Annotated in this window: 10 protein-coding genes; 6 read left to right on the forward strand and 4 right to left on the reverse strand. The window is 37.9% G+C overall.

From position 1 onward, the window contains the following. Positions 1–16: 16 nt before the first annotated feature. From B5X53_RS14055 to B5X53_RS14070, 4 genes are all read left to right on the forward strand, one after another. Positions 17–1,774: an ABC transporter ATP-binding protein gene (locus tag B5X53_RS14055; RefSeq protein WP_079713865.1), complete on the forward strand. Its 1,758-nt coding sequence runs from the start codon at positions 17–19 to the stop codon at positions 1,772–1,774. 75 nt (positions 1,775–1,849) lie between these two features. Then, positions 1,850–2,230, forward strand: coding sequence for a PUR family DNA/RNA-binding protein (locus tag B5X53_RS14060; protein WP_079713867.1), 381 nt, complete (start codon positions 1,850–1,852; stop codon positions 2,228–2,230). A 164-nt stretch (positions 2,231–2,394) separates the two neighbouring features. Beyond that, entirely contained in the window at positions 2,395–4,911 is a 2,517-nt protein-coding gene (locus tag B5X53_RS14065; RefSeq protein WP_079713868.1) for a M14 family metallopeptidase, read from the forward strand. Positions 4,912–4,979: 68 nt separating this feature from the next. Next, positions 4,980–5,390, forward strand: coding sequence for a hypothetical protein (locus B5X53_RS14070; protein WP_079713869.1), 411 nt, complete (start codon positions 4,980–4,982; stop codon positions 5,388–5,390). Between the two features lie 2 nt (positions 5,391–5,392). On the opposite strand, the gene B5X53_RS14075 is transcribed toward B5X53_RS14070, so the two are convergent. Beyond that, positions 5,393–5,728 (reverse strand): tRNA-binding protein, encoded by a 336-nt coding sequence (locus B5X53_RS14075; protein ID WP_079713870.1) that lies wholly within the window; start codon positions 5,726–5,728, stop codon positions 5,393–5,395. A 165-nt stretch (positions 5,729–5,893) separates the two neighbouring features. Here B5X53_RS14075 and B5X53_RS14080 point away from each other — a divergent pair, with 165 nt between their 5' ends. After that, on the forward strand, positions 5,894–6,463 hold the full coding sequence (locus B5X53_RS14080) for a thioredoxin family protein (RefSeq protein WP_079713872.1): 570 nt from the start codon (positions 5,894–5,896) through the stop codon (positions 6,461–6,463). 143 nt (positions 6,464–6,606) lie between these two features. Then, positions 6,607–7,248 (forward strand): peroxiredoxin, encoded by a 642-nt coding sequence (locus B5X53_RS14085; protein WP_079713873.1) that lies wholly within the window; start codon positions 6,607–6,609, stop codon positions 7,246–7,248. Positions 7,249–7,464: 216 nt separating this feature from the next. Here the strand turns inward: B5X53_RS14085 and B5X53_RS14090 are convergent, their stop codons facing one another. From B5X53_RS14090 to B5X53_RS14100, 3 genes are all read right to left on the reverse strand, one after another. Then, the gene (locus B5X53_RS14090; RefSeq protein ID WP_079713874.1) at positions 7,465–8,397 is read right to left on the reverse strand and encodes a peptidylprolyl isomerase; all 933 of its coding nucleotides are present in this window, start codon (positions 8,395–8,397) and stop codon (positions 7,465–7,467) included. A gap of 47 nt (positions 8,398–8,444) precedes the next feature. Beyond that, positions 8,445–10,073, reverse strand: coding sequence for an amidohydrolase (locus B5X53_RS14095; RefSeq protein ID WP_079713875.1), 1,629 nt, complete (start codon positions 10,071–10,073; stop codon positions 8,445–8,447). Positions 10,074–10,148: 75 nt separating this feature from the next. Further along, a complete protein-coding gene (locus B5X53_RS14100) occupies positions 10,149–11,276 on the reverse strand; it encodes a hypothetical protein (protein WP_079713876.1) in 1,128 nt (375 codons plus the stop codon). Positions 11,277–11,371 lie beyond the last annotated feature (95 nt).

Consider the following 11,371-nt stretch of genomic DNA (forward strand, 5'->3'; position numbering starts at 1 on the left):
GCTTTTTTACTCTTAAATGAAGAACCTTAAGCATCTCAATAAATATTTCCTAAAGTATAAATGGAAATTACTAATTGGCCTCGTAATTACCATCGTTGCCCGTATTTTCGCATTGTATTATATTCCGTTAATCGGTGATTCTACTGATGCGATAGAGCAATATATTAACGGTGAAATTAGTACCATTGACGTTCTTAGAACCGAACTTGCTATAAACATTGCGCTAATTATAGGAGCAACATTGGTAGCTGCATTTCTTACCTTTTTAATGCGACAAACCTTTATTGTGGTTTCGCGTTATATTGAATTTGATCTTAAAAACGAGATCTACAAACACTACCAGGAACTTTCGCTTAATTTTTATAAAAAGAACCGTACCGGCGATTTAATGAATAGAATTAGCGAAGATGTTAGTAAAGTAAGAATGTACCTTGGGCCGGCAATAATGTACACAGTAACCACTTTTACTTCTACCGTTGTTGTGCTGATTTTTATGGTTCAGGCAGCACCCGAACTTACTTTGTATACTGTGGCGCCACTTCCGGTTTTAGCATTTTCTATTTATAAAATTAGTGTGGCCATTCATAAACGCAGTACCGTGGTGCAACAATATCTTTCCAGGCTTAACACTTTTACACAGGAAAGTTTTAGTGGAATTGCCGTGATAAAATCCTACGGAATGGAAACCCAGATTAATCATAATTTCGTAGATCTTGCTAACGGAAGTCGGGATAAAAATATTGACCTGGTAAAAGTGCAGGCATTTTTCTTTCCGCTTATGGTCTTGCTGATAGGCATTAGTAACGTGCTGGTAATCTATGTTGGTGGTAATCAATATATAAATGGTGAAATTGAAAATATTGGGGTTATTGTTGAATTTCTTCTTTATGTAAATATGCTTACCTGGCCTATCGCTTCTATTGGTTGGGTGACTTCTTTAGTGCAACAAGCTGATGCTTCCCAGGAACGTATCAATGAGTTTTTAGACGAAAAACCTGAAATCACCAATAGAAAAGAAGCGCCTGATGAAATTCACGGAAGCATCGCTTTTAATAATGTGAGCTTCACATACGATGACACCAATATTACCGCGCTTAAAAATATTTCTTTTGAAGTAGGCAGCGGAGAAACCCTCGCAATAATTGGAAAAACCGGTGCAGGAAAATCTACTATCCTGGAACTCATCGGAAGATTATATGATGTTGATCAGGGATCGATTAGCATAGACGGAAAAAATATTGAAAATTTAAATCTGGATAGTTTGAGAAATAGCATTGGGTATGTGCCTCAAGATGCATTTTTGTTCAGCGATTCTATTAAAAACAATATTAAGTTCGGAAAAACGGATGCAACTGATGAAGAGATTTTTGAAGCTGCAAAAAATGCTTCCGTTCATAATAATATCGTTGGATTCAGCAAAGGTTATGAGACTGTTTTAGGAGAACGCGGTATTACGCTTTCCGGCGGACAAAAGCAACGTGTTTCTATTGCCCGCGCCATAATTCACGATCCTAAGATTTTGTTGTTTGACGATTGTCTTTCAGCCGTAGATACTGAAACTGAAGAAGCTATACTGAATAACCTTTTTAAAATTTCAAAAGAAAAAACTACAATAATCGTTAGTCACAGGATTTCTTCAGCAAAAAATGCCGATAAGATTATTATCCTGGAAGACGGTGCTATTGTACAACAAGGCACTCATTCCCAATTACTAAACCAACAAGGCTATTACAAAGAATTGTACGCAAAACAGCTAAATGAAAAAGAAATGTGAAAATTTTTTGCTAGATGTTAAAAATTTTTAGATTTTTGAGCAGTACTAAAACCAAACTATTAAAGAATCTATTTTATGAGCGACAAGGGAATGATGGAGAAAGAAGAAATATTCTCTAAAGTGCTAAGGGCCGGAAGAAGAACTTACTTCTTTGATGTAAGAGCCACGCGTGCGGACGATTATTACCTAACTATTACCGAGAGTAAAAAGTTTACCAACGATGATGGTTCTTTTTTCTACAAAAAACACAAAATTTACCTTTACAAAGAAGATTTTGCCGGTTTTAATGAAATTCTACAGGAGATGACCGATTTTATTCTAAATGAAAAAGGAGAAGAGGTAATTAGCGAACGTCACCAAAAAGATTTCAAAAAGGAATATGAAACTTCTGAAAACGGTGAGGCGCAAGGCGTTTCTCCCGAGAAGTTTACCGATGTAAGTTTTGACGACATCTAAAATTTTACTCGATTATTAATTGTGCAGAGGTTTACCTCACAATGAATGTATTTCCTGAATTGCCTCGTAAACTTGTTTCGAGGTAGTTTATTTAACAACAATATAAAACCGTCCCGATATTTTCAGGACGGTTTTTTTATATTTATAACCAAATAAAAATCAACATGCAAAAACTTCTACCCTTTTTAATTTTCTTCATTTTCGTTAACTCATTTGCTCAGCAAGAAGACCTAAGTCTTGATTATTATTTACCACAAGATGTTAGCTATAATGAGGAAATTCCTAAACCACAAGACATAATCGGTTACATTCCAGGAGAATGGCACGTAACCCACGATTTACTTTTAAACTATATGCGGGAATTAGCGCGGGTTTCTCCAAGAATTAGCATTGAGAACCGTGGAGAAACTTACGAAGGTCGTCCCCTTATTTTGCTTACTATTACTTCTGAAGAAAACCAGAATAACCTGGAAGAAATCAGGCAAAACCATCTTGCTTTAACACAGGAAAATGCTTCTTCGCTTGATACCGAAGAAATGCCTATTGTAGTAAATCAGGGTTTTTCTATACACGGAAACGAGGCCAGCGGATCTAACGCCGCACTTTTAGCCGCTTATTATCTTGCAGCGGCTGAAGGTGAAGAAATTCAGGAATTATTAGATAATACAATTATTCTTTTTGACCCTGCTTTTAACCCAGATGGATTGCAACGTTTTTCCTCCTGGGCCAATATTCACAAAAGTGAAAATATAAATCCTGATCCGCAGGATAGAGAATACGACGAAGTTTGGCCTGGCGGAAGAACCAACCATTACTGGTTTGATATGAATCGTGACTGGCTCCCGGTACAGTTACCAGAATCTCAGGCACGCCTGGAAACTTTTCATAAATGGTCTCCAAATATCTTAACCGATCACCACGAAATGGGTTCTAATTCCAGCTTTTTCTTTCAGCCGGGAATTCCTTCCAGAACCCACCCACTTACACCGGATATTAACCAGGATTTAACCCGGGAGATTGGAACTTATCACGCGGCAGCTTTTGACGAGTTAGGCTCTTTTTATTATACTGAAGAAAACTACGACGATTTTTACTACGGAAAAGGTTCTACTTTCCCCGATATTAATGGAAGTATAGGAATTCTTTTTGAACAAGGAAGTTCCCGTGGCCACGCCCAGGAAACCGATAATGGTGTACTGACCTTTCCATTTACCATAAGAAACCAATTTACAGCGGCGCTTTCTACATTGGAAGCGGCAAAAAATATGCGCGAGAAAATCCTCAATTATCAACGCGATTTTTATAAAAATGCCCGCAATTCTGCTGAAAATGGTGCTTATGTCTTTGGTAGCGAAAAAGATGCTTCTTCAGCGTATGAATTGGCAAAAATCCTGAAAAAACATAAAATAGACATTCATCAAATAGAAGAAGATTTTAAAACTGATGGAATTAATTTTAAAAAGAATTCTGCTTATGTAGTTCCTAAGAATCAACGTCAGCATAGACTGGTAAAAGCCATGTTTGAGCGTAGAACGGAATTTGAAGATAGTTTATTCTACGATATTTCGGCCTGGACGCTTCCATTAGCTTTCAACCTTGATTTTGCCGAAGATGTAAAGATGAACAAGGCTGGACAAAAAATAGAGAACCTGGAAAAACCGGAAATTGAAACGGTAGAAAAAAGCAACTATGCTTATGTAATGCAGTGGCACGATTTCTATTCGCCAAAAGCTTTAAATATGATTTTAGAAAAAGGTTTGCGTGCAAAAGTTGGAATGCAGCCTTTTTCTTTGGAGAACAAAGAGTATGACTACGGGACAATTTTAATTCCGGTGCAAAATCAGGAATTAGATAAAGAGGAAATGCACGAATTTCTCCAGGAAGTAGCTCAAAAATCTAATGTACAAATAGATGGCATAGGCACGGGATTAACCCAGGGAGTAAACCTTGGAAGTAATCAGTTTAGAGCATTGGAACCTGCAAAAGTGGCTTTAATTGTAGGCGAAGGGATCACTCCCTACGATGCCGGTGAGATCTGGCACCTGTTTGACCAACGCTACGATATGAAAATCACTAAACTGGACACCCGGAATTTTTCCAGAACAGATCTAAGCGGATACACCGATATTATTCTACCAAATTCCTGGGGGAGCGCTTTAGATGATGGAGATATAGAAAAACTAAAAGAATGGGTTCGCGATGGAGGAACTTTAATTGGTTATCGCAATGCCGCCCGCTTTTTTGAGCGCGAAGATTTTATGGACCTGGAGATCAAAAAAGATAGTTTAGTAGCCGAAGATATTAGTTTTGAAGAACAAAGAGATTTTAGAGGCGCTCAGGGAATTGGCGGTGCTATTTTTGAAGCGAATATAGACCGGTCTCATCCTGTAAACTTTGGTTACACGAATGATAAACTCCCTTTATTTAGAAATACTACAATTTTTGTTGAAGCCGATAAACAAAGTTATAATAACCCAATTCAGTATACCGAAGAACCATTGTTAAGCGGCTATATAAGCGCAGCGAGATTAGATTCGATTGCCGGTACTGTTCCCTTTAAACATACAGGAATGGGGCGAGGAAATGTGATTTTATTTACCGATAATACAAATTTCAGGGCTTTCTGGTTCGGAACTAATAAATTATTGATGAATGCCATTTTCTTTGGTGAGGAAATGTAAATTTCTGGCAGATGCACGCAACCTTTTCTGGCTGTGTGCATCTATTTTATATAACAAATAACCAAAGGATGAAAAATTTACTTTTTATAGCATTATTCGCCACATTGGCCGGCGGCTGTTCTTCAACTCCAAACAGCCCGGACCTTAATTTAGATAAAGGGGAAATTACCGGAAAATGGCAGTTAACCGAAACCCTGAGCGATCCCGGTGATGGAAGCGGTACCTGGCAACCTGTTGAAAACGGGAGAACGCTTGAATTTACTTCTAATGGTTTGGTTAAATCTTCAACCAGCTTCTGCCATGAAGAAGATATCAATGAAACCTCTTACGATAACGTTGAGAACATGATAAGTACAGATTGCGGTGAAAATACTTTTGAGCTAAAATATGAAGTGAAAGACGGCGATTTATATGTGTATCCTCATAATCCGCGATGTGCTGAAGCTTGTGGGAGTAAATATGAAAAAATAGAAGACTAATTTCACCCAACCCTTAAACCGTTTTCTACTTTAAAGCCTGGGTTTAGCAGCACGATATCATTCTCTTTATCTACAGCTCCTAAAACCAAACATTCACTCATAATATTCGCGATCTGTTTCTTCGGAAAATTGACCACCGCAACAATTTGCCGGTGAAGTAAATCTTCCTTGTTGTAGCGTTTAGTGATTTGAGCCGAAGTTTTTCTTTGGCCAATTTCAGACCCAAAATCGATTAGCATCTTGTAGGCAGGATTTTTCGCTTCAGGAAAATCTGAAACTTCAGTAATAGTTCCTATTCGCATTTCTACTTTTTCAAAATCATTCCAGGAAATCTCCATAATCTAATTTTTAATCCAAATTAGAAAAAAAGCGGCTATTTCGAAGTGAATTCGTAAATTACTTCGGGTGCGCCAGTGAGTAATAAATATGGAAGAATATTTTAATTCCGAAGTCAGCACCTAACATTTTAGATTTCAAATATCGAGTAAATTTATAAGAAAAAAATGGCCAGAACCGCTTCAAATATGATAGAGTTGGGTACACCGGCGCCAGATTTTAATCTGGTAGATGTAATTACAAACAATAGGTATTCCCTAAAAGACGTAAGAGGTAATAAGGGCACTTTAATTATGTTTATAAGTAACCATTGCCCATTTGTGAAACATATAAATGAAGAAATAGTGAGACTGGCCGGAGATTACCGGGTGTTGGGATTTGGGTTTGCTGCTATTATGAGTAACGATGTAGAAAATTACCCCGCAGACCATCCCGATAATATGAACGAAGTCGCAAGGAGGCATCAATACTCTTTTCCTTATCTTTTCGATGAATCCCAGGAAGTTGCCAGAGCTTATAAAGCTGCCTGCACTCCCGATTTCTATCTTTTTGACAATGAATTAAAATTAATTTATCGAGGGCAGTTGGACGACTCCAGGCCCGGAAATGGAATTCCGGTAAACGGTCGGCATTTACGTGATGCAATGGATGCCATACTTTCAAATAAGAAAGTTTCCGAAAACCAAAAACCAAGTATTGGATGTAGTATTAAATGGAAGTACAGACCTGAATCTTAAAACGCTATAAATTAAATATTTAAGCAATCTTTAAACACTATCAGTTAATTTTATCACAAAGGAAGCAAATCCTATTGGTTTAGTAGGTTATACTAAAAATTATTCTTTAATTTTATAATTCGAATCACTAAAAATATTGCATTATGAGCGAATTAAAATTAGGAGACAAAGCACCAAATTTTGATGCTGAAACTTCAGAAGGAAAAATCAATTTTTACGATTATTTAGGAGATAGCTGGGGAATTTTATTTTCGCACCCTGCCGATTATACCCCGGTTTGTACTACAGAATTAGGTACCGTGGCAAAATATAAAGATGAGTTTGAAAAGCGCAATACCAAGGTTATGGCGCTAAGTGTAGACGGAGTTGAATCTCACAAAGGCTGGATAGACGATATTAATGAAACCCAGAATACTACGGTTAATTTCCCAATTATTGCCGACGAAGATAAGAAGGTCTCTAACTTATATGGAATGATACATCCAAAAGCCGATAACACACTTACAGTGCGTTCTGTTTATGTAATTGGACCAGACAAAACCATTAAATTAATGATTACCTACCCAGCTAGCACCGGTAGAAATTTTGATGAATTACTAAGGGTAATAGATTCGCTACAACTTACCGCCTACCAGAAAGTAGCCACACCGGCCAACTGGAAGCACGGGGAAGATGTAGTGATAAGTCCTTCGGTTTCTAACGAAGATGCCAAAGAGATGTTCCCTAAAGGGTTTAAAGAGGTAAAACCATACCTAAGAATGACCCCGCAACCTGATTCTAAGTAAGATTATGAAAAAAGAGTTTAAAATGTTTTCCAATCCCTCATCCTGAATTCATATCAGGATGAGGATCGTTAGATATTAGAAGCTGAAATATCCCGAAGCTTCGGGACAGCCAGACGAAAAGCAAGACTTTTTAAACTTCCTCTGTTAAATATAAAGACCACACAGGTTTCAGAAACCTGTGTGGTCTTTATATTTTAAGGATCTGTGATTGGGCTTTTATTTTACCGCAACCAATTCCACATCAAAAACCAAAGCTGCATTTGGTGGAATTACACCACCGGCGCCTTGTTCTCCGTAAGCTAAATGCGACGGAATCACAAAACGGGCCTGGTCTCCCACATTTAGTAAAAGAATACCTTCATCCCATCCGCTAATTACGTGCCCTACTCCAACCGGAAATTCCAGTGGCTGATTTCTTTTATAAGAAGAATCAAAAACGCTACCATCAGTAAGCATTCCTTTGTAATGAACAGAAACGGTTTGTCCTTTTTCAGGTTTAGCACCTTCACCTTTCTTTTCAATTTTATATCTAAGTCCGCTTTCCGTAGTTTTAAAACCCTGGGATAATTCTCCCAGCAATTCCTCTTCCCTTTTTTTAGCCGCTGTCTCTCTTTCAGCTTTAGCTCCATCAAACTGCCTAAAAGCTTCTACTGCATTAAAATTCTGTGCACTTTCACCAGACCTTATAATCTCCAGTTTTTCAATTTTATCACCTTGCTTAATGCTATCAACCACATCCTGCCCTTCAATCACACTGCCAAAAACGGTGTGTTTTCCGTCTAACCAGGGAGTTTCGGTATGGGTAATAAAAAACTGGCTTCCGTTGGTTCCGGGACCGGCGTTTGCCATAGAAAGTTTTCCCGGGGCATCGTGTTTTAAATCGGGATGAATTTCATCCTCAAATTTATAACCGGGACCACCAACTCCTGTTCCTTGTGGATCACCACCCTGAACCATAAAATTAGGAATCACACGGTGAAATTTAAGATCGTTGTAATAAGGTTTTCCCTGCGGAAAGGCTTCATTTTCCAGTTTACCTTCAGCAAGACCTACAAAGTTACCCACTGTTCCGGGTGCTTTTTCGAATTCAAGCTGCACTAAAATCTGGCCTTTAGTGGTATAAAATTTTGCATATAATCCGTCGTTCATTTTCTTATATTTTTAAGGTGCAAAGATATCTATTTTTACAGAATGGATTAATATACTTTTTCACCATTTACGTATGTTTCTAAAACTTTAATTTCAGGAATTTCTGAAGCATCTACTTCCATAATATCTTTATCAAGAATTATAAAATCGGCAAATTTCCCTGCTTCGATACTTCCTTTTTCATCCTCTTCAAAATTAGCGTAAGCCGCCCAAATGGTCATTCCTTTTAAAGTTTCTTCGCGGGATAAAGCCTGATCCATCATAAAACCATCTTCAGGAAAATTATCGGTGTCCTGTCTTGCAACAGCCGCGTAGAAAGTTAAAAAAGGACTCACTTCTTCTACCGGGAAATCGGTTCCAAGGGCAACAATCCCAGCTTGGTCCAGTAATTTTTTAAATGCATAAGCTCCCTGCATTCTTTCTTCACCTAAACGATCTTCTGCCCAGTACATATCGCTGGTAGCATGTGTAGGCTGAATTGAAGGAATAATATTTTTACTGAAATATTTAAAATCTGAAGTATCAATTACCTGGGCATGTTCTACTCTCCAGCGGCGATCTCCCCCATCTTTTAAAAGTTCATCGTAAGTTTTTAAAACAAGATAATTAGCAGAATCTCCAATTGCGTGGGTATTTAACTGAAACTTTGAAGCAGCCAGGCGTTCGGCAGTTTCTTTAAAATCTTCAACCGGGGAAAGCAATGCGCCATAATGCCCGGCACGATCGCTGTATTCCTCTTTCAAAGCCGCTCCCCTGGACCCAAGGGCGCCATCTCCATAAAATTTAACTGACCGTACATTTAATCTTTCGGTTTTAATCGGGTCTTTATCCAGATAATAATCAAGGTTTTCTTCGGTATTACTAATCATCGCATATAACCTTATTTTTAGACTTTTCTCTTTATGAAGTCTGTCCATAAGCTCTATGGTTGCTCTATCAATTCCGGCATCTACTACTGTGGTAAGCCCGTATTCAAAAGAAATTTTCTGGGCATCTAGCAGGGCGTTTACCTGCTCCTGAGTAGAAGGTTCAGGTTGAGCATTGGTAATTAGACTCATAGGATTATCTACAATAATACCGGTAAGCTTCCCGTCTTTTTGTTCTATATCCCCACCGTCAAAAGGAGTTTCAGTAGTAATTCCCGCTTTATCTAACGCTGCCTGATTGGCTAAAAGTGCGTGACCGTCTATACGCGTAACGGCAATTGGAGTATCGGGAAATAATTCATCTAAGGTATCTTTGGTGGGAAATTCTTTATTTTCCCAATCATTTTGGTCCCATCCTCTACCGGTTACAAATTCTACGTCACGTCTATTCTGAAAATCAACAATTCGCTGCACAACCTCATCAAAACTTTTAGTGCCGGTAAGGTCTACCCGTTGTTGCTGTAACCCCAAGCGGTAAAAGTGAGCGTGCCCGTCTATAAAACCGGGAAATACACTTTTGCCACCTGCGTCAAGCTTTTCAGCTATATCATATTTTTCCTCAAGCGCTTCAGCTGAGCCTATTTCCAGAAATTTACCGTCTTTAGCTACAAAAGCTTCAGCAGAACTAAAGTTATCGTCCACAGTATAAATTTCAGCATTAAAAACTAGAAGGTCGGCTTTCTCTTTATCTATAGAATTACAGGAAATAAGCATCAGGCTGAATAGCCCAAGAAGTAATATTTTTTTCATTGTTCTCAATTTTCGTATAAAAATAAAAAATGCGCCCGTTAAAGGCGCATTTTATGAGTTTTATTTAATTAATGCTTAAAAAATAGCATTGATAATTTGATCGCGAATACTTTTATTTGCTGCTGCAGCAAGTGCAACAGAAACGAATAAACCAATCATCGCGTAAGAGAAATCTTTAAAGATCATCTTACCGGCTTTCTTACGGTGTTTTTTACCTTTTTTAGTTCTTGCCAAACTGATCGCGATTTCTCTACCACCAATAATTCCGAGGAAAACCCAGGTTGTACTCATTGGTACGGTACTTATAAATAGTTTGTAAATAAGCAGGATTACATAGGTTAAATCTACTAAGGTTGCCGCACGAATATCAGAAATCCTTGATTTTTCACTTACAACTTCCTGAATTTTATCTCCTCTTAAGTAGAATAATAGTCCAAGACCACCAAAGATAGTAAGGGCAAATACTATAAACTGAAAAGTATCCAGACTCCTTGGAAGGAATACCGCTATATTAGCACCATCCTGCATAACCCAAACTCCCCACAGGGTACCACTTACAATCCATTGAACTATCGTCCAACTGTGATTGAATTTCCTGCTTTTAAAATATTTTTTTATAAAATTATAGGAAAGATACCATACCAAAAATGATAGTATGAAAGCCATAATATAACCCGTCCAACTTTTCCAAACTACTGAGGTAATCCCTGAAGTATCGGCACTAAACACACTTAAAATAAGGAATGTTGTAGAAACAGGCATTTTAAGCCTGGTGAGGATTAATAGTACCAAAGGCGCTATAATTTGAAAGAAACTGAAAGATTCAGGATGCGGATAAGGTGAGGTCCCATCGGGTTTCAGCAAACGCTGAAAGGTCACATCTCCATCAAAATAAAACCAACTGAAACTTACTACTCCCAAAAAGATGGTACCTACGTAGAGCCATAGAATCCACCAACGTTTGGCTTTATTACTTTCAATAAAAGTTCCTAAAGACTGGATACTATCATTAGCTACCGTTGCATAGGCAGCAAAGAAAAAACCGAGCCACATCGCAGCAGTTTTGTTACCGGTAAAAATTCCGGCCATGATAATACCAACAATAACAATTGCAAGGAATGCCTTCTCCTGAACCATAAAGTCCAGAATATTCAAATAGGGACGGGACCGGTCACTCCTTTTAAACTTTTTGCCTTTTGCCATTTAAGTAGCTATTTTTATAATTTTGATATTCAGATTTGGTCTTTGCTAAAAACCTCCTTAAAAATTTGGGTACAATATTAGTTAGTTCTATTGTT

Source organism: Salegentibacter salinarum, assembly GCF_900168115.1.
Lineage (GTDB): Bacteria > Bacteroidota > Bacteroidia > Flavobacteriales > Flavobacteriaceae > Salegentibacter > Salegentibacter salinarum.

Bases quoted from the DNA above. Each gene is read 5' to 3' on its own strand.
- B5X53_RS14055 (WP_079713865.1), top strand. From the start codon at position 17: ATGAAGAACCTTAAGCATCTCAATAAATATTTCCTAAAGTATAAATGG.
- B5X53_RS14060 (WP_079713867.1), top strand. From the start codon at position 1,850: ATGAGCGACAAGGGAATGATGGAGAAAGAAGAAATATTCTCTAAAGTG.
- B5X53_RS14065 (WP_079713868.1), top strand. From the start codon at position 2,395: ATGCAAAAACTTCTACCCTTTTTAATTTTCTTCATTTTCGTTAACTCA.
- B5X53_RS14070 (WP_079713869.1), top strand. From the start codon at position 4,980: ATGAAAAATTTACTTTTTATAGCATTATTCGCCACATTGGCCGGCGGC.
- B5X53_RS14075 (WP_079713870.1), bottom strand. From the start codon at position 5,728: ATGGAGATTTCCTGGAATGATTTTGAAAAAGTAGAAATGCGAATAGGA.
- B5X53_RS14080 (WP_079713872.1), top strand. From the start codon at position 5,894: ATGGCCAGAACCGCTTCAAATATGATAGAGTTGGGTACACCGGCGCCA.
- B5X53_RS14085 (WP_079713873.1), top strand. From the start codon at position 6,607: ATGAGCGAATTAAAATTAGGAGACAAAGCACCAAATTTTGATGCTGAA.
- B5X53_RS14090 (WP_079713874.1), bottom strand. From the start codon at position 8,397: ATGAACGACGGATTATATGCAAAATTTTATACCACTAAAGGCCAGATT.
- B5X53_RS14095 (WP_079713875.1), bottom strand. From the start codon at position 10,073: ATGAAAAAAATATTACTTCTTGGGCTATTCAGCCTGATGCTTATTTCC.
- B5X53_RS14100 (WP_079713876.1), bottom strand. From the start codon at position 11,276: ATGGCAAAAGGCAAAAAGTTTAAAAGGAGTGACCGGTCCCGTCCCTAT.